The following is a 26,380-nucleotide window of genomic DNA, read 5'->3' as shown; positions in this document are numbered from 1 at the left end:
GAATGCAGACCGGCGGAGGCACGCATGCGGGTTGTCGTGGTCGAGGACGATCCCCTAGTGGCGGCGGGCCTACAGCTGACGCTCGAGGACATCGGGCACGAGGTCTGCGCCATTGCCTCGACAGCCCGTCGCGCCCTGGAGGCGATCGAGCGGTGCCGTCCCGACTTCATCACCTGCGACAGGCAACTGAGGGGTGGCGGTTCCGGCCTCGACGTCGCCCGCGAGGCGTTCCGTCTCTGGGGCATTCGGGCCCTGTTCATCTCGGGATCGGTGGACGAGGAATTCCTGGCCATGGCCCGCCAGGCCGATTCCATCGCGTGTCTCGACAAGTCCCTGCCGGCTGGACGGTTGACCGACCGCATTGCGGCCGCCGTCTGCTTAATAGCGGATCGGTGACGGGTATCGGCTCCGCTGCGGGATGCCGGCACCCGAGGTCCCAATCCGGATCCCACCACAGGTCGCGGAACGACGGAAAGCGTCGTGTCGGGCCTTCTTCAGCCGGCAGTCACCGGTTCCGCTGCGCCCATGGCACGGATCCCTCAAGCAAAAGGGGAGTTCCTGCGCCGCTGCGTCGGCGCCGATGAGCTGCCGCGTTCTAGGCCGGGGTCCTTTCCTTGTCTTTCTGGACCGTGCGACGCCCGGAAACATCATCCTTGGTTTCCAATACCGGGCGACGCCCGGAAATGTCGAAGACGTCCCCGGAGCCCAGGACGTGCATGCGGACATCGTGGACCGACAGAGTCCGCTGGGGTTCCGCCTCGGCGATGTTCGAGTGCGTGACGCCGGCCGCGTCGATCACATAGACGCCTCCGCTGCCGAAGACCTGGAACCGGCCGCCCTCAACGACGACCGCCGTGTCCTCGTCGATTCCGACGCCGAGGACTCGCGGGTTGTGCGAGACCGCCCCCAGCAGACGGCCGATCCGGCCGTGCTCGGCGAAGTGCGAGTCGATCATCACGTCGCCGATCAGCCCGAGCCCCGGCGCCATGCTGAGATCCCCGATGCGGTGGGACTCGCTGTTCGAGCCGCCGATCAGCATGGTGCCGCTCATCACCGCCGCGCCGGCCGAGGTTCCGGCGACGACCCCGCCCCTTTCGTGAATCGCATGGATCCGGGAGAAGAGCGGTGTATCTCCGATCTGGCTGCTGATCCGGAGCTGGTCCCCACCCGTCAGGAAGATGCCCGCCGCCCTGTCCAGGGCCCGGGACTTGTCCTCGTCATATGCCTCGCCCCGGTCGCGGACGTAGAGCTCATCGATCTCGTGCACGCCGAGCCGGGAGAAGACCCGCCGGTACTCGTTGAAGAGCGGCCCAGGATCCTCGGATGCGACGGTCGCGACAACCAGCAGACCGCGGTCGAGCCGTCGGGCGATCTCCCGGAGGATGACGCACTCGCCGTCCTTGTCCTCATGTCCCCCGATTGCGACGAGCGGCCCTCTTGACGGCTTGCTGCGGGCCGGATTGCGGGCGAGATCGTGCATTGCGCGGCTCCTTGAGCCATGCTTCGTCCGATAAGCCCGGCAACATGACCGGACGAGGGACGACGACAAGGCGGCAACCGGGGCCGAGCAGCGGGATCGCGCGGTCGCTTCCGGCATATGCCGTCCGCTCGGACCACGCCTGGCTTTATGCCCCCGGCGCCCCTGCTTCCGGCCTTCTTGAGGCGATCACGTCGTCTCCGGGTCCTGCTACACCGGAGAGCGTGGCCGCCCTTTCTCCGACGATCCGGCCGAGGGCTCCCCCCCGAGCCCGAGAGAAGCCCGCGCAACTGCGCCAAAGCATCCTCGGACACATCCTCCGGAAGCCTTTCCTCGTCCCGCGACGACGGGGCAGCGCCCTGCACGAGCACAGCCCATTCGACCGTGAATTCGATCCGCTCGCGTGGGAAATGCGGAAAGCATCCGAGCTGGTCGCAAAGCGCCTCCAGGCTCGGCTTGCCGTGCTCCGACACGTAGTTCAGGAGAGTCCGGTCGAGATCGTCCCCGTCCTCCGGCGATGCGCCTGGCATGGTGCGCCTCCCTGATCGCAACAGCCCTGATTGCAACAGCCTAGGAGGGGATAGGCGCGGAACTCAGCCCAGCAACCGCTTGAACTGCTGCTGCACCATGCCGTAGCACTCGCACGAGGCCGTCTCCAGCCGGCTGCGGTCGAGCACGGTGACCCGGCCCCGCCGGCTCGCGATCGAACCGGTCTGCTCGAGGATGTTGACGGCGACCGTCACGCCGGCACGGCGCACGCCCAGCATCATCGACAGGAACTCCTGGGTCAGCGGCAGATCGTCGCCTTCAGCGCGGTCGTGTGCCATCAGCAGCCAGCGCGCGAGACGCTCCTGCAGGGTATGGTGCACGTTGCACGCCGCCGTCTGTGACACCTGGGCATTCAGCGCCTGCGTATAGCGCAGCAGCCGGTGCAAGGCGTCGGGGCTGCGGTGCGTCTCCGCGCGCAGGATATCCGCTCGGACGCGCATTCCCTTGCTGGGAATCTGGACCATGGCCGTGTGCTGCGCCCGTTCGACGCCCATCAGCGCCCCCAGACCGACTGCCCCCTCCTTGCCGACCACGCCCACTTCGAGGAGCGCACCGTCCTCGAGCGGGATCAGCAGCGACGTCATACCACCGTCCGAGAAGTATACGTGGTCCAGGGGATCGTCCATCTGGAACAGGATCTTTCTCAGGGGAAGGTCCAACGGCTCGAAATGGGAGCGCAGGCGAGCCAGGGTCTCGCTGGGCAGCGAGGCGAGCAGCAGGTTTGGGATCGGCAGGTCGGGAGCGTGCATTGGCTCCTCCCTCGGTTCGTCCGTGGGAGCGCAAGTCTCTCTCAGCCACCCGCGCCAGGAAGGCACCTGCGGGCGGTACCGATGATGTGGATCGGTTCAGGTTGCATCACAAGGAAATTACATCAGGAGACGCCATGTCCCGCGAGTGGATCCTGCCGTGAACGCAGGTTTCCCGTCTCGCGGGCTTTTTCGTCCAGGTCTCGAATTCCGTATGGAAGTGTACTGATGGTGAGCCGGAGACCTGTAAGGATCGGCCGTGGGATCGCGGATACAGGTGTCACGAAGAACATCGGGATCATGGGACATGCAGTTCGGCGCATGGATGAAGCGGCGGAGGCGGCTTGGAGCCCCGGGGCAGGTTTCACGGTGGAGACCGTGATCTGCGATCGGAGGTGTTCGAGTTGCGGAGCCTCGTCGGGCGCATGAGCGCCGAGCTGATGCGAGTGAGGCTCGCGGTGTCCGGTGGTCGGGTGTCGGGGACGCTCGACGGCATGGTCGAGATCCACGGCCTGCGTTCCGAGCTGGAGCGGACAAGCGACGCGCTGGCCCACGCCGCAGACGCCCTGCGCGCGGCGGAGGAGCAGGCCGCGGAGCTCGCCGCGACCGTTCGGCGCCAGGACGAGCTGCTCCGCCGCAAGGAGATGCTGACCCAGGAGGTGCACCACCGGGTCAAGAACGGTTTTCAGGCGATCGTCGCGCTCATGCGCATGGAAGCCGCCCAGCAGCGGCTGGAGCCATTGGCCGAATTCCTACTCCGCTCGTGTGCGCGGATCGACGCGCTCGCCGCGGTCCACGGTATGCTCCACGCCGAGCAGCGCACGGACGCCCTCGACGTCACCGCCTACATTCGAGCCATCTGTGCTTCCCTCGCGCGGGCCTTGGCGCCGACGGGCAGGAGCGGACGCTCCTGGTCGAGGTCGAGCCCCTGGAGCTCGGGCCGGAAGGGGCCCAGGCGCTTGCGCTCGTGGTGAACGAGCTGGTCACCAACGCGTTCAGGCACGCCTTCGCGCCCGGACGTCCGGGGACGGTCCGGGTGACGGGACGCCGGGCGGCACGGCACGGCTATCGCCTCAGCGTGGCGGACGACGGCGATGGGCTGCCGGACGGCTTTGCGCTCGGGTCGGGAGACGGACTCGGCCACCGGCTGGTGTGCATGATGGCCGAGCAGCTCGGGGCGACGGTCGAGGTGTCTGGACGCGGCGGAGCATGCATCACGCTCGTGCTGCCACGCGGCCGTACCGGACGCACCCCGTGCCGGAGGAGCGCGTGAAGCCCCTGGCGCCGGCCCCTCGGGCATCCGGAACCTTGCCGCGCGGCTGAAGCTCCGCGCGGCGGAGATCGCGGCCGGATCTCGCGATCGGCGGGCCCGTTCGGCCATGCTGCTGGTCCGGGCGGCCGAGCGCCTCGAACGGCACCGCGCGAGGGTTGCCGCAGGGAACGCTATCCGGGGACGATGATCAGAGCCCGGCCCGGGCCCTGGGACATGGTCCTCGATCCGGCATCGGCGCTGGTGCGATGCCGGGCGAGCAAAGGGGGGAGCCGCGCATGCTCCCGCCTTCTTCGTCCACAAGGTGGGCTGGATTACGCCCCGAGCCCGGCTGCTGCGTCCTCGGGCGGGCGCATCCCGTGCTCGGGCCGCGCCGCCGCCGCGCCGCCTGCCTGGCCCGGGGCGCCGAGCTGGACCCACCGCCGGGCGAGTTGCCGGGCGAAGCGCGCGGCTTCGGGGCCATGGCTGCGCCACTGGTCCGGCAGCGCTGCGACGTCGTCGGCGTAGCGGGTCCTGCGCTCTTCGGGCATGCGCTCGCGCCAGACCGACACGATCGGCTCGGTGGCCTCGGGATGGAACTGGACGCCGACCAGCGATCCCAGACGGAAGGCCTGGTTCTCGCAATCGGCGCTGGTCGCAAGCAGCGTCGCGCCGTCCGGCAGGTCGAAGGTGTCCACATGCCATTCCAGCACGGGCACCTGCTCGGGCCCACCCACGAACAGCGGATCGTGCTTGCCCGCATCGGTGAGGCGGACGGGACGGAATCCGACCTCCATGCGGTCGTGGCGGTAGACCAGCGCTCCGGCGGCGCGGGCGATGAGCTGCGCGCCCAGGCAGATCCCGAGCACCGGGACGTCCCTCTCGCGCGCCTCGCGCAGCAGCACCAGGAGCTGGGGCAACCACGGGCTGGTCTCGTCGTCCCAGGCGTCCTGGGCGCCGCCGAGGACCAGCGCGCCATCGTAGCCTTCGAGGCTGCTTGGCAGGACCCCGCCCTCGCCGGGCAGCACCGTGACCAGCTCGGCGCCCGCCTCGGCCATCGCCTCGCCGACGAGCCCCGCCGGAACGCGCGGGCTGTTCTGAACCACTAGGACCTTCATTCGCATCCTCTATCCAAAAAGCCGCGCTGAAGTGGCGCCCAGGTCGCGCCGATGCCGCTCGGAGGGCGCCGGCCTCATCACCCGGCGAGCCGGTCGGCCGAGGGCTCGCCGCCGCTCTGCAGGGCCCAGAGCCGCGCATAGGTGCCGCCGCGGCGCAGCAGCTCGGCATGGGTTCCGGCCTCGCCGACGCGTCCGGCCTCGATCACATAGATGCGGTCGGCATCGACGATGGTCGAGAGGCGGTGCGCGATGACCAGGGTTGTGCGCCCGCGCTGCAGGCGCCGCAGCGCATCCTGGACGAGCCGCTCGGATTCGGTGTCCAGGGCCGACGTGGCCTCGTCCAGCAGCAGGATGGGCGCATTCCGAAGCATCGCGCGAGCGATGGCGATCCGCTGGCGCTGGCCGCCCGAGAGCTTCACGCCGAACTCGCCGATGCGCGTCTCGTAGCCCTGGGGCAGCGCCATGATGAAGTCGTGGGCGGCGGCCGCCTTCGCGGCCTCCTCGATCTCGGCGTCGGCTGCGCCTTTGCGGCCATAGGCGATGTTGGCGCGTACCGTGTCGTCGAACAGTGCGACCTCCTGGCTGACCAGCGCGATGTTGGCGCGCAGGCTGCGGAGCGTCACGTCGCGGACGTCGACGCCTCCGATGGAGACCGAGCCCTGGCCAACGTCGTAGAAGCGCGGGATCAGGTTCAGGATCGTCGATTTCCCGGCTCCGGACGGGCCCACCAGGGCGACGGTGCGGCCCGCCGGGACCTCGAGCGACAGGCCATGCAGCGCGCCCTTCTCGGTCCCGTAGGAGAAATGCACGTCCTGGAACCGCAGGTCGGCACTGGCGACCGCCAGGGGCCTCGCGCCGGGGCGGTCCACGACGGCGGGCGCCGTATCGAGGATCGCGAAGACGCGCTCGGCCGCCGCGAAGGCCGCCTGAAGCTGGCCGTTCAGCCGCGCCATGCGCTTCATGGGCTCGTAGGCCAGAAGGAAAGCCGTGATGAAGGAGAAGAGAGCGCCCGCCGTGCGGTCGCCCGAGATCACCTGCAGGCCGCCGTAGACGATCACCGTCACGATCGCCGCGCCGCTCAGGAACTCCGTGACCGGCGCGGACATGGCGGAGACGCGGAAGCCCTTGTGGTTCAGCCGGAACAGCCGTTCGATGATGCCCGAGGCGCGGGCCTCCTCGTACGCCTCCATCCCGTAGGCCTTCACGTGGCGGGCGCCCTGGAAGGTCTGGTTCAGGATCGTGCTGAAGTTCCCGAGCTCCGCCTGGGTGTTGTAGGAGACCCGGCGCAGCCGCTTGCCCAGCCGTGCGACGAACACGGCCGCCGCGGGAAATGCCATGAAGGCGATCAGCGCAAGCAGCCAGTCCTGGTAGAACATCACGGCCACCAGGATGGCGAGGGTCAGCGCGCTCTTGAAGCTGCTGGTCAGCACCTCCGCCACGGCGAACCGCATCACGTTGACGTCGTTGGTCAGGCGCGAGACGAGCTGGCCCGCCGCATTGGCATGGAAGAAGGCGAGGTCCGCCTTCAGCAGATGTCCGTAGAGCTGGCGCTGGATGGCCGCGACGATGGCTTGGCCGGCATGGTTCATCTGGACGCTGTGCGCGTATGTGGCGATGCCCCGGAATACGAAGGCGAGCATGACGCCCGCGGCGACGGGGACCAGCATCGCTTGGTTCTTCGCCTGGAAGATCTCGTCGATGATGGGTTCCATCAGCTTCGCGAGCGCGCCCGTCGTGCCGGCGGCGACGGCCATCCAGAACATGGCCGAGACCACGCGCCAGATCTGCGGGCGGAGGTAGTTGCGGGCCAGCCGCTTCATCAGAGGCCAGCTCGCGGCGTGCCGGCGGTTCTCTGCGTCGTAAGTGTTGGACACGGGAAGGGTAATCTCTTCGGTCGGCTGGGCCCACACTGCCCCGGATCGGCCTTTCGCGCCAGCGCCATGGTTTAGCGCTTCCTTAAAACGGGGAGATCCATGCTTCATCCTGGAACGCAAGGGACGCCCGGAGGCAGCATGGCAAACGGCTCACGGCCCCGCATCGGTCTGGCGCTCGGCGCCGGCGTCGCCCGCGGATGGGCGCATATCGGAGTGATCCGGGAACTCGGGCGCATGGGGATACGCCCGGATGTGGTCGCCGGTACCTCCGTCGGCGCGCTGGTCGGCGGCGTTCATCTCGCCGGCCGCCTGGACGCGCTGGAGAGCTGGGCGCTGGGCCTGACCCGGCGTAAGATCGTCGGCTATCTCGACCTTCGCCTGCGGCGCAGCGGCGGCCTGATCGGAGGCAGCCGCCTGACCGCGGAGATGCGCGCCCATCTCGGCGACATGGCCATCCACGAGCTGCCCGCGCCCTTCGCCGCCATCGCGACGGACCTCGTCACCGGCCACGAGGTGTGGCTGCGCGACGGCACCCTGGTCGACGCGATGCGCGCCTCCTTCTCGCTGCCGGGCATCTTCCCGCCGGTGCTGCGGGACGGCCGCTGGATCGTGGACGGCGCGCTGGTGAACCCGGTTCCGGTCTCGGCCTGCCGCGCGCTCGGGGCCGAGCTGGTGATCGGAATCAACCTCAACGCCGACATCCTGGGGAAGGCCCGCAAGCCCGGCTCCGCCGTACCGACGGCTGCGGGGTTCGACCTGCTGAGCCTTCTTGACGATTCACCCGGGGCAGCGCCGCCGGGCATGCTGGATTCGCTGTCGCGCCGGGTCTTCAGCCGCGACTACGACGGGCCCAGCCTGTTCGGAGTCATGGTGTCGTCGCTGGGGATCGTTCTGGACCGCATCACGCGCTCTCGCCTGGCGGGAGATCCGCCGGACGTGCTGATCGCGCCGAGGATCGGCCATCTCGGGCTGCTGGAGTTCGACCGTGCGGCCGAGGCCATTGCCGAGGGCGAGGCCGCCGTCCGCCGCTCGGCCACCGAGATATCGGATGCGCTGTGCGTCTTCGCAGCATCGGGACGGCCGCGTACGACCGTCCCGATCAACGGTTCGGGGCGATAGCCCGCCCCGGGCAGCGCCGAATTAGTCGACCCGCCGGCGAACCCAGTTCTCGCCCGGGACATCGCCACGGTTGGTCAGCGCGCCGGTCGCAGCGCCGGCACCCGCGCCGAGCAGAGCGCCGGTGCCCGTGCCCATTCCGGTCACGTTGCCGACCACGGCCCCGCCGACGCCGCCAATGCCCGCGCCATAGGCTGCGCGGCGCTGCTCTTCGTTCATGTTCTCGCAGGCCGAGGCGCCGACCAGGACGACGGCCAGGGCCGCCAAGGGAGCGATACGCATCAGATCCTCCACGGAGAGTGGTTTCGCGGTGTCAACAGCACATGCGGAGAGGCGTTGCGAAAGCCGATGGAGGTAACCGGAAACGTGCATGCCTGCCGGACCGTTCAACTCTGCGAATGCAAGCATCCGATCGGACCAACCCGATGTTCAACCTCCGTCCCGCATTTCTGCCCGTCCTGGCTCTCGCCGCGGTAGTGTCCGCCTGCGCCGGACCGCCGTCGCTGATCGAGCGTTCCGCTCCCGCGGCGCCCGTGCCCGGCCCGGGAGCCGCCACCGCGCCGACGGTCTCCGGGGCGCTGGCGGGCCACGAGGCGGCGCGCAGGCTTTCAGACGGGGATGGCGACCGGGCCGCGCGGGCCGAACGGCGTGCCGCCGCCGAGAATGCCCGGGTCGAATGGTCGAATCCCGCGACCGGCCGCCGAGGCCTGGTGGAGCCTGTCCGGACATACGAGAACAGCAGCGGTCAGCTCTGCCGCGAGTACACGCATACGCTTTATGCCGACGGCCGCGCGGAGACCCTGAAGGGAACCGCTTGCCGGGAGCCCAGCGGAGGCTGGCGCCTCGTGACCTGAAATCGTGACGCCCCGCGGCAGGGCTGCATTTTCGGTCGCCAGCCGCAGCTATTCCCGATGTAATGTCGGGACCGGGCGGTCACGTACGCATGGAAGTCACGAGCTCCCTCATCCTGATCGGGGCAGCGCTGCTGCTCATCAGCGTCTTCACGAGCCTGGTCTCGCTCCGGTTCGGGACACCCCTGCTGCTGGTCTTCCTGGCGGTGGGCCTTCTGGCCGGGGAGGACGGGCCGGGCGGCATCGTGTTCAACGATGCCGGCGCCGCGTTCCTGATCGGGAACGTCGCGCTGGCGCTCATCCTGTTCGAGAGCGGCTTCGACACGTCCTTCGCGAGCTACAGGCTCGCCGCCGCGCCGGCGCTGACGCTCGCGACGCTGGGCGTCTTCGTCACCACCGGCCTGATCGGCGTCGCCGCCGTGTACCTGCTGGGAATCGGCTGGATCCCGGCCCTCCTCCTCGGTGCGGTGCTGAGCTCGACGGACGCGGCGGCCGTCTTCCTGCTGCTGCGCGTCGGCGGGATCACGATCCGCGACCGGGTCCGATCGACGCTGGAGATCGAGTCCGGCAGCAACGACCCCATGGCGATCTTCATGACGATCGCGCTGGTCGAGCTCGCTGTGGGCCACCTTCCCGGGGATGCGGTCGGGATCGGACTGCGCTTCGTCGAGCATATGGGCGGTGGAGCCGCCCTCGGCGTCGTGGGTGGCGGCCTGATCATCCTGGTGATCAACCGTGTGCGCCTAGATCCCGGCCTCTATCCCGTCGTCTCGCTGGCCCTGGCGCTGTTCGTCTTCGCGACGACCAACGTCCTCGGCGGCAGCGGCTTCCTGGCGATCTATGTGGCGGGGCTGATCGCCGGCAACGTGCGCCTGCGGGGAGGCGAGGTCCTGCGGCGCTTTCACAGCGGGCTGAGCTGGCTCGGCCAGATCGTGATGTTCGTGACCATGGGGCTGCTCGCGACTCCCTCCGGCTTCCCGGCGGTCGCGTGGCAGGCCGTGCTGCTCGCCGTGCTGCTGATCCTGGTCGCCCGGCCGGTCGCGGTCTGGCTGTGCCTCGCCCCTTTTCGCTTCAGCGCTCCCGAGGCGACCTTCGTCGCCTGGGTCGGCCTGCGGGGCGCGGTCTCGATCCTGCTGGCGCTGGTTCCCATCCTGTACGGCCTGCCCGAGGGGCAGATGCTGTTCAACGTCGCCTTCATCACCGTCCTGGCATCACTGCTGGTGCAGGGCTGGACCATCGGGCCCGTGGCGCGGTGGCTCGGCCTCGTGGTGCCGCGCCGGCGCGGGGCCGTCGACCGGATGCAGCTCGAGCTTCCGGGCGAGATCGAGCAGGAGCTCGTCGCCTATGCGGTGCTCGACCAGAGCCCGGTCGCCCGCGGCCAGCGGCTTCCGCGCTGGGCGCGCCCATCCCTGGTGATCCGCGACGGACAGGTGGTGCCGTTCCAGCGTGCGCGTCAGCTCCAGGCCGGCGACCGAGTCTACCTCTTCACGGATCCACGCACGGTGCCCCTGCTCGACCGGCTCTTCGCGGAGCCGCGCGATCTCGACGAGGACGACAGGGACTTCTACGGCGACCTGGTGCTGCGACCGGAGACGACGCTGGGCACCCTGGCCGAACTCTACGGCCTGCCGCTGCTGCTCAAGCAGGCGGATCGGCACCTCGCCGACCTCTTCCGACAGGAGTTCCGCGATCCCGAGATCGGCGACCGGCTGCATCTCGGCCAAGTCGACCTGATCGCGCGCGAAGTCGTGAACGGCGCCGTCACCTCGATCGGCCTGGACCTGGAGCCGGCACGGGCCAACCGTCATCACGTGCCGCTGCTGCCCAGTCCCGCCGAGCTGCTGCGGAGCTTGGCATCGCTGCGCAGCCGCATCTCCTTCCGCCTCTGGGAGCGGCGCCAGCGGCGCCCGGGTGCCGAGCGGAGATAGGACGCGCAACCCAGCCAAGCTCGGCGGCGCGCGTTCACGCCGCCATCAGGTGCCGGCCGAAGAAGGCAAGGAGATGCCCGTGATGGGCGTTCTCCGCCTCGCTGCCGGGCAAATGGTCCTGCCCGTCGTAGAGGTGCACCTCGGGCTCGCGGCCGCAGGAGCGCAATCGCTCGGCCAGACGCCGGGTCATGTCCGCGCTCCAGACGCTGTCCGCGGCGCCATGGCTGAGGAAAATCGGTCCGTCATAGCGCTCCACCTCGATCGGCGTCGTCGGCCTGAGCTCCTCGGACGAGCCGTTCCAGGTCCATGCACGGTCCGCCGGGTCCCAGGCCTGCCAGCCGGGATCACCGGGATCCCGCCACTTCGCTGCCCGGAAGGCGCCGCATACAACGTCCGCCGGGCTGTGGACGGCCACGGCGTCGGGAAGCGGCGCCAGCCCGTCGCGCGCCATCAGCGTGACCAGCAGCAGGGCATGCTCGGCTCCGCGCGAGACGCCGTACAGGCCGATCCTCGGTCCCGCCGCCGGGAAGGCGTGGAGAGCCTGCAGGGCCTGCATGCTGCGATCGAGCGGCACATCGGCGATGTCGCCGGCGTTCCAGGCATTCCCGCCGCGGGCGTAGGCGAAGGGAAAGGCCAGGAAGCCGTGGGCGGCCAGGATGACGGCGTTCCGGTGGCTCCAGCCCGACCAGCCGCCTTCGGATCCGTGGAGCACCATGACCGCTGGAAACGGGCCGTCACCCGGCGGGCCGTAGGTGGTTCCCCATTCCGGTATCAGGCGGCGGACGATCGCGAGGCTCATCCTGTCTCCACCGGCAGCGGCGCGCCGGGGATCCTATCACGGGCCGCAGGAAGGCGTGGGCGGACACGGACGTACAAAAAAACAAAGGCCCCGGAAGGCAGAGCCTTCCAAGGCCTTGGATGGTGAGCCCGCTGGGACTCGAACCCAGGACCCTCTGATTAAAAGTCAGATGCTCTACCGGCTGAGCTACGGGCTCTTCGGGGGCGAACCATAGGGGGCGCGTCCCCGTGGGTCAACCGCGCGCCGGCCATGCCGTCTCCGGCTGGCCGGCGCGCGGCGTCAGTTCTGCTTCAGCGTCTGGACGCGCTTGGACGGGTCCCCGTCGGTGGCGAAGCGCGTGGCGAGGCGCGCCGCGACTCCGGGCGTCACGAAATGGCTGATGTCGCCGCCGAGCCGCCCGATCTCCTTCACGAAGCGCGAGGAGATGAACTGGTGCCGGTCCGAGGCCATCAGGAAGACGGTCTCGATGGCCGGGTTCAGCCTTGCGTTCATGCCGGCCATCTGGAACTCGTACTCGAAGTCCGAGACGGCCCGCAGGCCGCGGATGATCACCGCCGCCCCGATTTCGACGGCGAAATGCATCAGCAGGCTGTCGAAGGGCCGGACCTCGATCGTCGTGCCGCTCGTCCTGAGCGCCTGGACGTCCTCGCGGACCATCTCCACGCGCTCATCCGTCGAGAAGAGCGGACCCTTCCCCGCGTTGCGGGCCACCGCGACGATCAGGTGGTCGACCACGCGGGTCGCCCGCTGGATGATGTCCAGGTGGCCGTTGGTGACCGGGTCGAATGTCCCGGGGTAGACGCCGATGCGCGGACCGTTCATGTCGCGTCGCCTTTCGCCGATCTCAGCCCGGTTCGCCCGGGACGTCGTCCGGCGCGGGAGGCCCGCCGTCGGCGGCGCCGTTCCCGTTCTCGCCGTTGTTGCCGTTCTCGCCGTTCATGCCGGCCTCGTCCGAGATCCGGGCGACGGAGACCACGCGCTCCTCGGCCGCGACGCGGAACAGGGTCACGCCCATGGTCTTGCGCCCCGCGATTCGCACGTCGTGCACCGGCATGCGGATCATCTGGCCGCCGTCGGTCACCAGCATGACCTGGTCCTCGGCCTCGACCGGGAAGGTCGCGGCGATCAGGCCGTTGCGGTCGTTCATGTCCATGTTCCAGATGCCCTGCCCGCCGCGGCCGGTGACCCGGTACTCGTGGCTGGAGGTGCGCTTGCCGAAGCCGCGCTCGGACACGGTCAGGATGAACTGCTCCTTGGCCGCGAGTTCGGCGAAGCGCTCCTGCGCGAGCACCACGTTCTCGTTGGTCTCGGCATCGGGATCCGGATGCTCGTCCGAGGACGCGTCCTCGCCTGCGGCCCGGCGCAGGGCGTTGGCCTGGCGCAGATAGGCCGCCCGCTCCTCGGGCGAGGCCTCGAGGTGGTGGAGGATCGACATGGCGATCACCTCGTCACCCTCGGCAAGCCTGATGCCGCGCACGCCCGTCGAGGTGCGGCCGCTGAAGACCCGGACCTCGGAGACCGGGAAGCGGATGCACTTGCCGCCGCGCGTCGCCAGCAGCACGTCGTTCTGGTCGGTGGCCGTGCGCACGGCGATCAGCCGCTCGCCCGCCTCGTCCAGCTTCATGGCGATTAGGCCGTTGGCCCGGATGTTCGAGAAGTCCGAGAGCCGATTGCGCCGCACGCCGCCCTTGGAGGTCGCGAACAGCACGTCCAGCTCGCCCCAGCGTTCCTCGTCCTCGGGCAGCGCCAGCACGGTCGAGATCGTCTCCCCGTCCTGGAGCGGCAGCATGTTCACCAGCGCCTTGCCGCGCGCCTGGGGCGTGCCCAGCGGCAGCCGGTAGACCTTCATCTTGTAGACGAGGCCCCGGCTGGAGAAGAACAGCATCGGCGTGTGGGTGCTGGCGACGAAGAGGTCGGTGACGGTGTCCTCTTCCTTCAGCGCCATGCCTGCCCGGCCCTTGCCACCGCGGGCCTGGGCGCGGAAGGTCGAGAGCGGGACGCGCTTGATGTAGCCGGACTGCGAGACGGTGACGACCATGTCCTCGCGCTGGATCAGGTCCTCGATGTCGGCCTCGAACTCGGCCTCGTCGATGGTCGTCCGGCGCGGGGTCGCGTACCGCTCCTTCATCTCGATCAGCTCGGCGCGCAGGACGCCGAGCAGCTTCTCGCGGTTCGCCAGCAGTTCCAGGAAGTACGCGATCCTGTCGGTGACCTCGTGCAGCTCGGCGGCGATCTTGTCGCGCTCCAGACCGGTCAGCCGGTGCAGGCGCAGCTCCAGGATCGCGCGGGCCTGCGCCTCGGACAGGCGGTAGGTGCCCTCGGGGCTGACGGCCTGGCCGGGATCGTCGATCAGCGCGATTAGCGGCGCCACGTCGGCGGCGGGCCACTCCCGCGCCAGCATGGCGGCGCGCGCCGAGGCCGGATCCGGTGCCCGCCGGATCAGCGCGATCATCTCGTCCAGGTTGGCCACCGCGACCGCGAGGCCGGCCAAGGTGTGCGCGCGTTCGCGGGCCTTGCCGAGCTCGAACTCGGTCCGGCGGGTGATCACCTGCTCGCGGAAGGCCACGAAGGCCGCCACGATGTCGCGGAGGTTCAGCAGCTCGGGCCGGCCGCCGTTCAGCGCCAGCATGTTCACGCCGAAGGAGGTCTGCAGCGGCGTGTGCCGGAAGAGCTGGTTCAGCACCACGTCCGCGACCGCGTCGCGCTTGAGCTCGACCACGACGCGCACGCCGTCGCGGTCGCTCTCGTCGCGGAGGTCGGAGACGCCCTCGATCACCTTCTCCTGGACCGCCTCGGCGATCCTTTCCATCATCCGGGCCTTGTTGACCTGGTAGGGCACCTCGGAGATCACGATCGCCCAGCGGTCCTTGCGGATCTCCTCGATCTCGGTGCGGCCGCGGATCACGACCGAGCCGCGCCCGGTGTGGAACGCGCTGCGGATGCCCGAGCGGCCGAGGATGATGCCGCCCGTCGGGAAGTCCGGCCCGGGGACGATCTCGGTCAGCTCGTCCACAGAGATTTCGGGATTGTCGATGATGGCGCAGCAGGCGTCGATCACCTCGCCCAGGTTGTGGGTCGGGATGTTGGTCGCCATGCCGACGGCGATGCCGCCGGCCCCATTCACCAGCAGGTTCGGGAAACGCGCCGGCAGGACGGTGGGCTCCTGCGCGGATTCGTCGTAGTTCGGCCCGAAATCGACGGTTTCCTTGTCGATGTCGTCGAGCATGGATTCGGCGGGCTTGGCCAGCCGCGCCTCGGTGTAGCGCATGGCCGCCGGCGGGTCGCCGTCCATGCTGCCGAAGTTGCCCTGCCCGTCGATCAGCGGCAGCCGCATGGAGAAGTCCTGCGCCATGCGGACCATGGCGTCGTAGATCGCGGAGTCGCCGTGCGGATGGTACTTGCCCATCACGTCGCCGACGATTCGCGCGGACTTCTTGTAGGGCTTCGAGCTGTCGTACCCGCCCTCCTTCATGGCGTAGAGGATGCGCCGGTGCACGGGCTTCAGGCCGTCGCGAACGTCCGGGAGCGCGCGGCTCACGATCACGCTCATGGCGTAATCGAGATACGAGCGGCGCATCTCCTCTTCGATGGTGACGGGCGCGATGGCGGAGGGGGGCGGTGCGGATGCGGAGGTCAAAAAACCAACTCGATTCGGCTGGATTGAAGATGTGCGCGGCCGCCGCGAAGGAGGCCGTCGCCCATATGGGCATTTTTACCAGATATTGCACCCGCGAACAATTGCGGGCGCCGGGATCATACCTTCTCGGCGACCGAAACGCACGCCTCGGCGGCCGCATCGCGCCGGGCCAGCTTCTGGAACCGAAGCGCCAGGACCGAGACCGAGACGACGCTTGCGATCAGGATGCCTTCGAACAGCCCCTGCACCCCGCGCCCGAGGCCCAGGGACAGGAGCGCGCTCAGCGGCATCATCACGCCGAAATAAGAGAAGAAGTGCAGCGCCGTCGGGGTCCAGGCGTCGTGCCGGCCGCGCAGCGCGGCCGCCATGACCACTTGGCCGCCGTCGACCACCAGGATCCAGGCGTTGAAGGCGACCAGCCCCGCCACCGTGACCTGGAGCGCGGGATCGCGGGTGAAGGCCGCGGCGATCGCATCCGGCGCCGCCAGGAACACGATCGCGACCGGGCTCAGCAGAAGGCAGGCGACGCCCAGCCCCGTCCATCCAGCGACCGCCACGTCGACGCGGTCCCTGCGCCCGTAGGCCTCGCCCACGCGCACCCCGGTCGCGACCGAAAGCCCGACGGCCGCCATGAAGGGCAGCGCGATCAGGTTGAACCCGACGGTGAAGGCCGCCAGCGCCTCGGCGCCGAGCCATCCCGCGAAGACGCCCAGCGCCGCGAAGGACGTGCTTTCGAGCCCCTGGCTGACGCCCGCCGCGTAGCCGAGCCGCCGCTGCGCGGCCCCCTCGCGCCACCAGCCGCCGAACCCGCCCCGCACGCCGTAGGGTGCGTGGGCCGGGCGGAGCAGCACATAGGCGATGAGGCCCAAGGCCATGGCCCAGCGCAGCAGGCTTGTGGCGATCACGGCGCCCTGCGCGCCCAGCGCCGGGATCCCCGCCCCGCCGCCGATCAGAAACGCATTCAGCGGAATATTGGCGACGTTCGCCGCCACCATGACGACCATGGCCGGAAGCGGGCGCTTGATCCCCTCCAGGAACATGGCGGTCGCCATGAACAGCATCGCCGCGGGCATGCCCAGCCCATAGGCGGCGAGGACGCGCCCGCCCGCTTCCGCCAGGTCCGGCCGCTGCCCCAGCAGGCCGAACAGGTGCGCGCCGAACTGGCAGAACAGCCCGAATGCGACCCCGATCAGCAGCGCGTATGGCAGTGCGCTGCGCCAGACCTGGCCGCAGCGCTCGGGCCGTCCAGCGCCAAGGGCCGTCGCCGTCATCACCACCGTGCCCATGAGAAGCCCGGAGCCGCCCGACAGCATGACCCCGACCGGCACGTTGCCGAGTCCCAGGAAGGCGAGCTCGTGAGGGTCGTAGCGGCCGACCATCAGCGTGTCGACGGCGCCCATCGCGACGATGCCGGCGCGCGAGACGGCGACGGGCGCAGCCAAGCGCACGAGGTCGCCCACATGGCGCTTCACCAGCGGTCCCGAGCACGGCCTTGGGGCCGGCTGCGGCGAGGACAGGTCGAAAATGGTCGCGGACTCCGATGCGGCAATGGTCGAGGGGAGCGGGCAGCGGCCGCCGGGGTCAATCCGGAAATGCTCATACCCCCCATGCGGCCGCCCGGATTCCCCGGAACCGATCCCAATCGCGTGTGTTTGGCTGGAAGGGCATCCACACGGAGCACGACCATGACCCGCCGTCGCCGACAAGCCCAGGCCCAGGCCATCGATGCAGCCCCCCTGCGCATCGCCCTGGCGGGAGGAAGCCTCCTGCTGCTCGCAGCCGGCCTGATGGCCCTAGGCTGAGGGCGGAAATGACCGGCCCGATCCCGAAAGTCCCCGGCGACGAACCGGCGGACCCCCCGATCAGCGCGCCCGAACGGCCTCCCGGCGACCTCCCACCCATGGAGCCGACCCGGCCGGCGGAGCGGCCCGGTCAGGACGTCGCGCCGCCCGACGCGTCCCCTTCAGGCCGGCCCTGAGCCCCGTCATGGATCCCGGCGACCGCCGGGATCCGGGACAGGTCTCGCCGGCGGCCCCTCATAGGTCCACAGCCACTCGCGCGGCAGGGGACCCTTGTTGCGCTCGGCCTGCTGCATCTGCTCCCACGCATGGGCGAGGATGCCGACCGAGCGCGAGAGGACGAAGAGGCCGCGACAGAGCCCCGGGGGGAATCCGAGTTCGCCATAGATGACCGCGACGGCCCCGTCGATGTTCAGCGGCACCTGGCGGCCCTTGCGTGCCGCGATGGCCGCGTCCAGTGCCAGCGCGGCTCCGCGGAAGCGGCCGCCGACGGTGCCGGCCCGCGCCGCCTCCTCGACGAGCTCGAGCAGGCGCGGCGCGCGCGGGTCGACGGGATGGAAGCGGTGCCCGAAACCGGGAACGAACCGGCCGCCGGCGGCCGTGAACCGCTCCAGGGCCGCCGCCGCCGCGTCATCGACGCTCGCCCCGGAATCCTGCGCCGCGACGATCTCGCCCAGCAGCGCCAGCGCCTGCTCGGCCGCGCCGCCATGGACGTCGCCCAGTACATTGATCGCCGATGCCATGGCGTTGTTGATCCCGACGCCGCAGGTGGCAGCCATGCGCGCGATCGCGATGGACGGGGCCTGCGGGCCGTGATCGACGGCCGCGCCCAGAGCCGCGCCGAGCAGGGCGGCCTGCGCCTCGCTCGGCAGCTCGCCGCGCAGCATCAGCCAGATCATGGCGGGGAAGCTCACCTGCCCGATCAGCTCCTCGATCGGGTAGCCGCGGAGCCGGATCAGCCCCGGCCGCATCTCGATGATCTCCGTGGACCACCAATCCTCGCCGCGTCGGCGCCCGGCCTCGTCCTCGCCGCTCATTCCCCGTCCTCCAGGATTTCCTGCTGGTGCTCTCCCAGGCGCGGTGGAGGTCGCAGCGGGCGCGGCGCCTCCCCGTCCACGAGGAATCCGCCGCGCACCACGGTCAGCGGCCGGTCCAGGCCCGGCACGTCCTCGAACCGCGTCGTGATCCCCCGCCCCTGGACCTGCGGCTCCGCCAGCGCCGCCGGCAGGCCGAGCACGCGCCCCGCGGGAACGCCGGCGCCGTTCAGGCGCGCCTCCCACTCCGCCGCCGGAGCCGCGGCTAGCGCCTCTTCGATCAGCGCCCGCAGGGCCTCGCGGTTGCGCTTGCGGGCCTCTCGCTCTGCGAAGCGGGGATCGGAGGCCAGCTCCGGCCTGCCGATGACGGCGCACAGCGCCTCGAACTGCTCCTGCTTGTTGGCCGCGATGTTCAGCGGCCCGTCGGCCGTCCGGAAGGTCCCCGAGGGTGCGGCCGTTACGTTCTCGTTGCCCATGGGCCGCGGCTCCACCCCTGCGGTCAGGTAGTTCGAGACCGGCCAGCCCATGGCGCTGAGCGTCGATTCCAGGAGCGAGACGTCGAGGAATGCCCCCTCGCCCGTGCGCATCCGGCGGATCAGCGCGGAGACCACCGCGAAGGCGCCGAAAAGCCCGCCCAACGTGTCGCAGGCCGGGTAGCCCACGCGCAGCGGGGCGGTCTCCGGCGTGCCGGTGATGGCCATCAGCCCGGACAGCCCCTGCACGATCTGGTCGTAGGCGGGGTTGCCCGCCAGCGGGCCGGTCTGGCCGAAGCCCGAGATCGCGCAGTAGACGAGGTCGGGGCGCACCGCGCGCAGCGCCTCGTAGGAGAGCCCCAGCCGCGCCATCACCCCGGGCCGGAAGTTCTCGACCAGCGCGTCCGCGCCGGCGACGAGCTTCAGGAAGCGCCCGCGCCCCTCCTCGGTCTTGAGGTCGAGCACCACCGAGCGCTTGCCGGCGTTCTGAGCCAGGAACGACGCTCCCATGGCGGCCCGGTTCAGCTCGGGCGCGGCGCCGAGCTGGCGGGCCAAGTCGCCGCCGCCGGGCGACTCGACCTTGACCACGTCGGCCCCCAGCAGGGCGAGCTGATAGCAGCAATAGGGTCCCGCCAGCACGTTGGTCAGGTCGAGGACCCGCACCCCTTCCAGCAGCCCGGTCATCCCGGCCTCCTCACGCCCCTCGGGGGCTCGTCTCCGCACGCCGGTCCCGCCGCAGCAGGGCGTAGATCCGCGGGCCCAGCAGCCCCAGCGCCGCCAGGGCCAGCAGCGCAGCCGAGAGCGGATGGGTGAAGAAGACCGTCCAGTCCCCGTTCGAGATCGTCATGGCGCGCCGGAACTCGGTCTCGGCCAGCGGCCCCAGGATCATCCCGATGATCACGGGCGCCGTCGGGAAGTCGAAGCGGCGCATCAGGAAGCCGACGGCACCCAGGATGTAGAGCAGGACGAGATCCACGACCGAGTTGGAGATGCCGTAGGTGCCGATGGTCGCGAAGACCAGGATGCCGGCATAGAGCAGCGGCGGCGGCACCTTCAGGATGCGCACCCAGAGGCCGATCAGCGGCAGGTTCAGCACCAGCAGCATCACGTTGGCGACGTAGAGGCTCGCGATCAGGCCCCAGACGAGGGCGCCCTGGCTCTGCAGAAGCAGCGGCCCGGGATTGATCCCGTAGCTCTGGAAGGCCGAGAGCATGATCGCCGCAGTGGCCGAGGTCGGCAGGCCCAGCGTCAGCATGGGCACCAGCACGCCGGCGGCCGAGGCGTTGTTGGCGGCCTCGGGGCCGGCGACGCCCTCGATGGCACCGGTGGTCCCGAACTCCTCGGGCCTGCGGGAGAGCCGCTTCTCCAGCCAGTAGGACAGGAAGGTCGGGACCTCGGCGCCGCCCGCGGGCATGGCTCCGATGGGGAAGCCCAGCAGGGTGCCGCGGATCCACGGCTTCCAGGAGCGCGACCATTCCTCGCGCGTCATGTACAGCGAGCCCTTGAGGGGCACGATCTCGTCCCTGCCGGCATAGTGGCGCGCGGCGACGTACAGCGTCTCGCCGACGGCGAACAGGCCGACGGCCACGACGATCACGCTGATCCCGTCGAGAAGCTCGAAAAGGCCGAAGGAGAACCGCGGCTGACCGGTCTGCAGATCGACGCCGATCATGCCGAGATAGAAGCCCAGGAACAGGCTGGCAAGCCCGCGTACCGCCGAGGACCCCAGCACCGCCGAGACGGTGACGAAGGCCAGGACCATCAGGGCGAAGTACTCGGCGGGTCCGAACTGCAGGGCGAAGTCCACCACCACGGGGGCGAGAAAGGTGATGCCGAGCGTGCCGACGGTGCCGGCCACGAAGGAGCCGATGGCCGAGGTGGCCAGCGCCGCCCCGGCGCGGCCGGACCGTGCCATACGGTTGCCTTCGAGGGCGGTGACGATCGTGGCGCTCTCGCCCGGCGTGTTCAGGAGGATCGAGGTCGTCGATCCCCCGTACATGGCGCCGTAGTAGATCCCCGCGAACAGGATGAAGGCGGCCGTCGGGTCGACCTTGAAGGTGATGGGAAGAAGCAGCGCGATGGTCAGCCCGGGGCCGAGCCCGGGCAGCACGCCGATGGCGGTGCCAAGCGTCGTGCCGACCAGGCACCACATCAGGTTCTGCGGCGTCAGCGCGACGCCGAAGCCACCGACCAGGGAGGACAGGGATTCCAAGTGGGTCGCTCCTCAGCCGCCGAGCAGGCGTTCCAGGACGCCGGCGCCGATGTTCACGCCAAGAGCCTTGGCGAATCCGAAATACGAGATCAGCGAGAAGACAAGGCCGATCAGGACGTCGCGAACCGGGCGCCGGCTGCCGATCCCGTGGGCCACCAGCACGAACAGCACGGTCGAGGCCACCGTAAAGCCCAGCGGACCGATCAGCAGGACGTTCGCGAGAAGCCCGGCCGCCACGAAGAAGAGGGCGCGCCGGTCAAGCGCGACCTCCTTCTCCTCCTCGGGCTGCCAGCCGCCGCGCGCGGCGGAGACGAGCAGGAAGCCCCCGAGGATCGCCAGTCCGCCGACGGTCATGTAGGGAAAGACCGTCGGACCGACCTTCGAGTAGAGCGGCGAGACCGGGATCGCCAGCGTCTGCCAGAGCACGACGCCGGCGAAGGCGATGAGGCCGAGGCCGATCAGGGCCTCCGGCCAGGCGATTTGGGCGCGTGGCATGGCGCTGGCGTTCCCGGTTGATGCGTGGGCCCGGAAGGCTGGATCGGATGGCGCGGTCAGCTGGCGAGGCCGAGATCCTTCAGGATCGCCTCGATTCGCGCCGTGTCCTCCTTCACGAAGGCGGCATAGGCATCACCCGTGAGCGGGATCGACGTCCAGTCGCGCTTCACGCACTCGTCCTGCCAGGCCTTGGAGGCCACGAGCTTCTCGACGAGGTCGACCTGCTTCTTCCTGTCGGCGTCGGACAGGCCCGGAGGCCCGAACACGCCGCGCCAGTTGAAGAGCTCGACGTCCACGCCCTGCTCCTTGAGCGTCGGTACGTCGATGCCGGGCTGGCGCTTGTCCGCCGAGATGCCGATCATGCGCAGCTTTCCGGCACGGACCTGCTCGGCGAACTCGCCGTAGCCGGAGATGCCGCCCGCGACCTGGTTGCCCAGCAGCGCCGCCAGCGCCTGGCCGCCGCCCGCATAGGGCACGTAGTTGATCTTCTGCGGCTCCACGCCCGAGGCCTTGGCGATCATGCCGAGAAGGATATGGTCGGAACCACCGGCCGACCCGCCCGCGACGGCGACCTTCGCCGGGTCTGCCTTCAGCGCCGCGACGAAGTCCTTGGCGTCCTTGATGGGCGACTGGGCGGGCACGACGAGCGCCAGGAACTCGCCCGTCAGGCGCGCGATCGGCGTCGTCTGGTCCAGCTTCACCGCCGCCTTGTTCGCGACGATGGCGCCGACCATCACCATGCCGCCGACCATCATGGCGCTGCCATTGGCCCGGTACTGGCTGACGAAGCGCGGAAGTCCCACGGTGCCGCCGGCGCCGCCGACATTGGTCACCTGGGCGCCGCCGATCAGTCCCTCGGAGCGCAGGACCTGCTCCATGGCCCGGGCCGTCTGGTCCCAGCCGCCGCCGGGTGCCGCCGGGACGAAAAGCTGGATCTGGTCGATGACGGGCGCCGCCAGGGCGAAGCGCGGCAGAATCAGGCCGGCCGCGCCGGCGAGCGCCGACGCCTTCAGAAACTCGCGCTTGGTGAACATCGTGTCTTCCTCCCGTTTGGGCATGGCGGCTGTTGCGCGTCCGCCGCCTCGCGTCGCGCGAGAATGGGACAGCGACAGGGCCCTGTCAAAGGCGTGCCTTGGGGGCACGGGCTCGCCGATCGGACGAGGCCCGGAGAGGCTCCGCGGGCACGCCTCAGGCCCCGAGCCCCGCAAGGTGGAGCGCGATCCCCGCCGCGGAGCAGGCGGCCAGCACCGCCATCATGCCGGCGCCGAAGCGGAAGACCGCGACCACGGCCGCCGCGGTGAGCGCCAGGGCCGCCCAGTTCACGGATGCGAGGACCGGCACGTCGAGAGTGGCCGCACCCAGGCGGATCTCCTCGACCTCCGCGAAGAGCACGTGAAGCGCGAACCAGATCGCAAGGTTCAGGATCACCCCGACCACTGCGGCCGTGATCGCCGAAAGCGCCGCGCTCAGCGCCCGGTTGCCCCGTAGCGTTTCGACGAAGGGCGCGCCGAGAAAGATCCACAGGAAACACGGCGCGAAGGTGACCCAGGTGGTCAGCAGCCCGCCCAGGGTTCCCGCGACCATCGGCGAGAAGGGGCCGGGGTCGCGGTAGGCACCGAGGAAGCCGACGAACTGGGTCACCATGATCAGCGGACCGGGCGTGGTCTCGGCCATGCCGAGCCCGTCCAGCATCTCTCCGGGCCGGAGCCATCCATAGGTCTCGACCGCCTGCTGCGCGACATAGGCCAGCACGGCGTAGGCACCGCCGAAGGTCACCACGGCCATCTTCGAGAAGAAGACGGCGATGGCCGCGAAGCTGCTGCCGCCCGCGAGCCCCACCAGCAGCGCGGTCGGCACGAGCCACAGCGCCAGCAGGACGAGGCCGATTCGCAAGGACCAGCCGATGCCCGGCCGCGCATGGGCCGGCGTTCCCTCGCCGAGGAGCGTATCGGAGTCGGCCACCGTCGCCGGCCCTTTTCCCCGATGGCCGCCAGGTCCCAGGAAGGCCGGCAGCCCTGCCCGCCCGCCGAGGAAGCCGAGGAGCCCGGCGCCCAGGATGATGGCAGGGAACGGCACGTCCAGCTGGAAGATCCCGACGAAGGCGGCCGCCGCAATCCCCACCATCACCCTGTTGCGGAGCGCACGCCGACCGATCCGGAGCACCGCCTCGAGCACCACCGCGAGGACTGCGGCCTTCAGTCCGAAGAACAGCCCCTGGACGAGGCCGACATTGCCGAGCCCGGCGTAGATCCAGCTCAGCGCCATGATCGACACGTGCCCGGCAGCACGAAGAGGATGCCCGCGATCAGCCCGCCGACGGTGCGGTGCATCAGTCAGCCGACATACACCGCCAGCTGCTGGGCTTCCGGGCCCGGCAGCAGCATGCAGTAGTTCAGGGCGTGCAGGAAACGCGCCTCGCCGAGCCAGCGCTTCTCCTCGACCAGGATCCGGTGCATCACCGCGATCTGGCCGGCTGGGCCTCCGAAGCTCAACGCCGCGATCCGCGCCCAGGTCCGGAAAGCCTCGCCAAGGGTCACGCCATGGTGCCCCACCGGCGCCGCGCGGAGATTTGGCGGGCGGCCCGCCACGTCGTTCGTCACTCCCGCGCCCTCGCAATGTGTGGGTTTCGCCTACCGCGTGGCGAGACCACGCATGGAGCGCATCCAGCGCGACGTGCCGCGCTCCGGTGCCCGGATGCCCCATCATAGCCCGACGGGAGCACCGGGGCGACCGCAGCGTCCCTGCCTTCCCCTGGGAACGAAGCCTCCCACCTCCGGTTTGGATGCTGTCGGCCGTGGATCCGCGATAGCCCGAGGGAAGGTCCCACGATGATCGAGACCGTCGTTGGCTGGCTTAATGGCATCATCTGGAATCATCTGCTGATCTATCTGCTGATCGGCACCGGGCTCTACTTCACGGTCCGCTCGCGCTTCATGCAGTTCCGCCTGTTCGCGCATTCCTGGGCTGCCCTGCTGGGGTCGCGTCACGGCTCCAAGGGCGGCATCTCTTCGTTCCAGGCCTTCTGCATCGGCCTGTCGTCTCGCGTCGGCACCGGCAACATCGCGGGCGTCGCGATCGCCCTGACGCTCGGAGGGCCGGGGGCGATCTTCTGGATGTGGGTCGTGGCCCTGCTCGGCATGGCGACCGCCTTCATCGAGGCGACCCTCGCCCAGCTCTTCAAGCTGCCCCAGCCGGACGGCACCTTCCGGGGCGGCCCTGCCTACTACATCGAGCGCGGCCTCGGCTCCCGCCTTTGGGGAAGCGTCTTCGCCGTCCTCCTGATCATCACCTTTGGGCTGACTTTCAACGCAGTGCAGGCGAACACCATCGCGGACACGTTCAGCTCGGCCCACGGAATTCCGCCGCTGCTCACCGCGATCGTCCTCGTCCTGCTCGCGGCCCCGATCCTGTTCGGCGGGATGCGCGCGATCGCCAAGGTCGCAGAGCTGCTGCTGCCCTTCATGGCACTGGGCTATCTGCTGCTGGCCGCCATCGTCGTCGGAATGAACGCGGATCGCGTGCCCGAGGCACTCGACCTGATTCTCCGCTCGGCCTTCGGCCTGGAACAGGCCGTCGGCGGAGCCATTGGCGGCATCGGCGCGGCCATGCTCAACGGGGTGAAGCGCGGCCTCTTCTCCAACGAGGCGGGCATGGGCAGCGCGCCCAACGCGGCTGCGACGGCAACGCTCCCGCACCCGGCCGCCCAGGGCCTGGTGCAGGCGATCGGCGTCTTCGTGGACACCATCGTGATCTGCTCCGCCACCGCCTTCATCGTGCTGGTCTCGGGCCTCTACGATCCCGCGCAGCCGGGCGCCGTCGAGGGGGCCACGCTGACCCAGGCGGCCGTGGCCGCCTCATTCGGCAGCATCGGCATGGCTTTCATGAGCGTCGTGATCTTCTGCTTCGCCTTCTCGTCCATCATCGGCAACTACGCCTATGCCGACGGCAACCTCACCTATCTCGGGGCACGGTCGGCTGCGCTGTCGGGCTTCAAACTCCTGGTCCTCTTAGCCATCGTCGGCGGATGCCTGGGCGAGCTGCCCCTGGTCTGGGCCCTCGCCGACACGACAATGGGCCTCATGGCGCTGGTCAACCTCGTGGCGATCGTGCTCCTGGCGCCATGGGCCCTCGGCGCCCTGAAGGACTACGAGCAGTCCCGGAGCCACGGCGTCCCCGTGTTCAACTCGTACCCGAATCCCCACCTTCCCGGCCGGATCGGAACGGGGGTCTGGCGCAAGGAACCCGCGATGGGGACCGCCCCCGGCGAGTGACGCGGCATCCGGCCCCCGGCTACCGCTCAGGCGTCGAACCGGGGAGGATCGCCTCCCCGAGGCCAAGCAGAAAGGGCCGCGTTTCCGCGGCCCTTCCCGTGTCCGTCCGGTTCCGGAGGCAGCCCTCAGAACGGGATCTCGTCGTCGAGATCGTCGACCGGCCCGCGCGCCGGGGCTCCGCCGCCGCGGTTCCCGCCGCCGGACGGGCGCGACCCGCCACCGCCGCCGAACCCGCCGCCGCCACCGCCGCCACCGCCGTAGCCGCCGAACTCCTCCTCGGGCGCGCCGTAGCCGCCCGCGCCGGCGCCGGCACCGCCGCCCGCGCTGTCGAGCAGGGTGATCTCGCCGCGATAGGGGCGCAGCACGATCTCGGTCGTGTAGCGCTCCTGCCCGGAGTTGTCGGTGTACTTCCGCGTCTCGATCTGCCCCTCGACGTAGAGCTTAGAGCCCTTCTTCACGAAGCGCTCGATTACGCCAACGAGGTTCTCGTTGAAGACCACGACGCGGTGCCATTCGGTGCGCTCCTTGCGCTCGCCGGTGGCCTTGTCCTTCCATGTCTCGGACGTGGCCAGGCTAAAGTTCGCGACCCGGCCCCCGTTCTGGAGGTTCCTGATCTCGGGATCCTTGCCCAGGTTCCCGACCAGGATCACCTTGTTGACGCCTGCCATGTCCCTCTCGCTCCTATGTCGACGGCCGACCAGATTCCGCTGCACCCTAGCGCGCCGTCCCGCGCATGGACAGGGTGCAGAACG

At 69.9% G+C, this 26,380-nt stretch carries 24 protein-coding genes and 1 tRNA gene; 7 read left to right on the top strand and 18 right to left on the bottom strand.

Translation table 11 applies throughout. From position 1 onward, the window contains the following. The first annotated feature begins 24 nt into the window (after positions 1-24). The gene (locus tag JUB13_RS09665) at positions 25-396 is read left to right on the top strand and encodes a response regulator (protein ID WP_207478578.1); all 372 of its coding nucleotides are present in this window, start codon (positions 25-27) and stop codon (positions 394-396) included. 199 nt (positions 397-595) lie between these two features. Here JUB13_RS09665 and JUB13_RS09660 read toward each other — a convergent pair whose 3' ends face one another. Further along, complete coding sequence (locus tag JUB13_RS09660) at positions 596-1,480, bottom strand: cyanophycinase (protein WP_207478577.1); 885 nt, start codon at positions 1,478-1,480, stop codon at positions 596-598. A gap of 590 nt (positions 1,481-2,070) precedes the next feature. Next, entirely contained in the window at positions 2,071-2,775 is a 705-nt protein-coding gene (locus JUB13_RS09655) for a Crp/Fnr family transcriptional regulator (RefSeq protein ID WP_207478576.1), read from the bottom strand. A 401-nt stretch (positions 2,776-3,176) separates the two neighbouring features. Here JUB13_RS09655 and JUB13_RS09650 point away from each other — a divergent pair, with 401 nt between their 5' ends. Together JUB13_RS09650 and JUB13_RS09645 are read left to right on the top strand one after the other, a co-directional pair. Next, a complete protein-coding gene (locus JUB13_RS09650; protein ID WP_207478575.1) occupies positions 3,177-3,746 on the top strand; it encodes a histidine kinase dimerization/phosphoacceptor domain -containing protein in 570 nt (189 codons plus the stop codon). Continuing rightward, positions 3,740-4,045: an ATP-binding protein gene (locus JUB13_RS09645; protein WP_207478574.1), complete on the top strand. Its 306-nt coding sequence runs from the start codon at positions 3,740-3,742 to the stop codon at positions 4,043-4,045. Before JUB13_RS09650 ends, JUB13_RS09645 begins: the two co-directional genes overlap by 7 nt. A gap of 311 nt (positions 4,046-4,356) precedes the next feature. Here the strand turns inward: JUB13_RS09645 and JUB13_RS09640 are convergent, their stop codons facing one another. Next, complete coding sequence (locus tag JUB13_RS09640; protein ID WP_207478573.1) at positions 4,357-5,139, bottom strand: type 1 glutamine amidotransferase; 783 nt, start codon at positions 5,137-5,139, stop codon at positions 4,357-4,359. 77 nt (positions 5,140-5,216) lie between these two features. After that, positions 5,217-6,959, bottom strand: a complete 1,743-nt coding sequence (locus JUB13_RS09635) for an ABC transporter ATP-binding protein (protein WP_207478572.1) — start codon at positions 6,957-6,959, stop codon at positions 5,217-5,219. 192 nt (positions 6,960-7,151) lie between these two features. Between JUB13_RS09635 and JUB13_RS09630 the strand changes: the two genes are divergently transcribed. Beyond that, on the top strand, positions 7,152-8,132 hold the full coding sequence (locus JUB13_RS09630; RefSeq protein WP_207478571.1) for a patatin-like phospholipase family protein: 981 nt from the start codon (positions 7,152-7,154) through the stop codon (positions 8,130-8,132). 21 nt (positions 8,133-8,153) lie between these two features. Here JUB13_RS09630 and JUB13_RS09625 read toward each other — a convergent pair whose 3' ends face one another. Then, a complete protein-coding gene (locus tag JUB13_RS09625) occupies positions 8,154-8,411 on the bottom strand; it encodes a YMGG-like glycine zipper-containing protein (RefSeq protein ID WP_207478570.1) in 258 nt (85 codons plus the stop codon). A gap of 143 nt (positions 8,412-8,554) precedes the next feature. On the opposite strand from JUB13_RS09625, the gene JUB13_RS09620 reads away from it, so the two are divergent. Together JUB13_RS09620 and JUB13_RS09615 are read left to right on the top strand one after the other, a co-directional pair. Then, entirely contained in the window at positions 8,555-8,983 is a 429-nt protein-coding gene (locus JUB13_RS09620) for an RT0821/Lpp0805 family surface protein (protein ID WP_207478569.1), read from the top strand. Between the two features lie 89 nt (positions 8,984-9,072). After that, the gene (locus JUB13_RS09615; protein WP_207478568.1) at positions 9,073-10,908 is read left to right on the top strand and encodes a potassium/proton antiporter; all 1,836 of its coding nucleotides are present in this window, start codon (positions 9,073-9,075) and stop codon (positions 10,906-10,908) included. 34 nt (positions 10,909-10,942) lie between these two features. Here JUB13_RS09615 and JUB13_RS09610 read toward each other — a convergent pair whose 3' ends face one another. The 12 genes from JUB13_RS09610 to JUB13_RS32345 form a co-directional block, all read right to left on the bottom strand. Continuing rightward, entirely contained in the window at positions 10,943-11,707 is a 765-nt protein-coding gene (locus JUB13_RS09610; protein WP_207478567.1) for an alpha/beta hydrolase family protein, read from the bottom strand. 120 nt (positions 11,708-11,827) lie between these two features. Then, positions 11,828-11,903, bottom strand: a tRNA-Lys gene (locus JUB13_RS09605). 83 nt (positions 11,904-11,986) lie between these two features. Continuing rightward, entirely contained in the window at positions 11,987-12,529 is a 543-nt protein-coding gene (coaD, locus tag JUB13_RS09600) for a pantetheine-phosphate adenylyltransferase (protein WP_207478566.1), read from the bottom strand. A gap of 22 nt (positions 12,530-12,551) precedes the next feature. Continuing rightward, positions 12,552-15,284 carry a DNA gyrase subunit A gene (gene gyrA, locus JUB13_RS09595; RefSeq protein WP_236024860.1) on the bottom strand — a complete coding sequence of 911 codons (2,733 nt, stop codon included), beginning with the start codon at positions 15,282-15,284 and terminating at the stop codon, positions 12,552-12,554. A 176-nt stretch (positions 15,285-15,460) separates the two neighbouring features. Beyond that, the gene (locus JUB13_RS09590; protein WP_328702902.1) at positions 15,461-16,816 is read right to left on the bottom strand and encodes an MATE family efflux transporter; all 1,356 of its coding nucleotides are present in this window, start codon (positions 16,814-16,816) and stop codon (positions 15,461-15,463) included. Between the two features lie 512 nt (positions 16,817-17,328). Continuing rightward, complete coding sequence (locus JUB13_RS09585) at positions 17,329-18,180, bottom strand: citryl-CoA lyase (RefSeq protein WP_207478564.1); 852 nt, start codon at positions 18,178-18,180, stop codon at positions 17,329-17,331. Beyond that, on the bottom strand, positions 18,177-19,334 hold the full coding sequence (locus JUB13_RS09580; protein ID WP_207478563.1) for a CaiB/BaiF CoA transferase family protein: 1,158 nt from the start codon (positions 19,332-19,334) through the stop codon (positions 18,177-18,179). Before JUB13_RS09580 ends, JUB13_RS09585 begins: the two co-directional genes overlap by 4 nt. Before the next feature lie 10 nt (positions 19,335-19,344). After that, positions 19,345-20,862, bottom strand: coding sequence for a tripartite tricarboxylate transporter permease (locus tag JUB13_RS09575; RefSeq protein WP_207478562.1), 1,518 nt, complete (start codon positions 20,860-20,862; stop codon positions 19,345-19,347). A gap of 12 nt (positions 20,863-20,874) precedes the next feature. Beyond that, positions 20,875-21,357, bottom strand: coding sequence for a tripartite tricarboxylate transporter TctB family protein (locus tag JUB13_RS09570; protein ID WP_207478561.1), 483 nt, complete (start codon positions 21,355-21,357; stop codon positions 20,875-20,877). Positions 21,358-21,413: 56 nt separating this feature from the next. Next, the gene (locus JUB13_RS09565) at positions 21,414-22,391 is read right to left on the bottom strand and encodes a Bug family tripartite tricarboxylate transporter substrate binding protein (protein WP_207478560.1); all 978 of its coding nucleotides are present in this window, start codon (positions 22,389-22,391) and stop codon (positions 21,414-21,416) included. A gap of 154 nt (positions 22,392-22,545) precedes the next feature. Continuing rightward, positions 22,546-23,622, bottom strand: a complete 1,077-nt coding sequence (locus tag JUB13_RS09560) for a chromate transporter (protein WP_236024833.1) — start codon at positions 23,620-23,622, stop codon at positions 22,546-22,548. A gap of 68 nt (positions 23,623-23,690) precedes the next feature. Continuing rightward, positions 23,691-23,957, bottom strand: coding sequence for a chromate transporter (locus tag JUB13_RS32345; RefSeq protein WP_328702901.1), 267 nt, complete (start codon positions 23,955-23,957; stop codon positions 23,691-23,693). Positions 23,958-24,185: 228 nt separating this feature from the next. Between JUB13_RS32345 and JUB13_RS09555 the strand changes: the two genes are divergently transcribed. After that, on the top strand, positions 24,186-25,628 hold the full coding sequence (locus JUB13_RS09555; protein ID WP_211115503.1) for an alanine/glycine:cation symporter family protein: 1,443 nt from the start codon (positions 24,186-24,188) through the stop codon (positions 25,626-25,628). A 125-nt stretch (positions 25,629-25,753) separates the two neighbouring features. On the opposite strand, the gene ssb is transcribed toward JUB13_RS09555, so the two are convergent. Next, on the bottom strand, positions 25,754-26,296 hold the full coding sequence (gene ssb, locus JUB13_RS09550; protein ID WP_207478559.1) for a single-stranded DNA-binding protein: 543 nt from the start codon (positions 26,294-26,296) through the stop codon (positions 25,754-25,756). Positions 26,297-26,380: the final 84 nt, after the last annotated feature.

This window comes from Arenibaculum pallidiluteum, assembly GCF_017355985.1.
GTDB classification, from domain to species: domain Bacteria; phylum Pseudomonadota; class Alphaproteobacteria; order Azospirillales; family Azospirillaceae; genus Arenibaculum; species Arenibaculum pallidiluteum.
The sequence above is the reverse complement of the archived record's forward strand: the minus strand, read 5'-3'. Positions and strand labels throughout refer to the sequence as shown.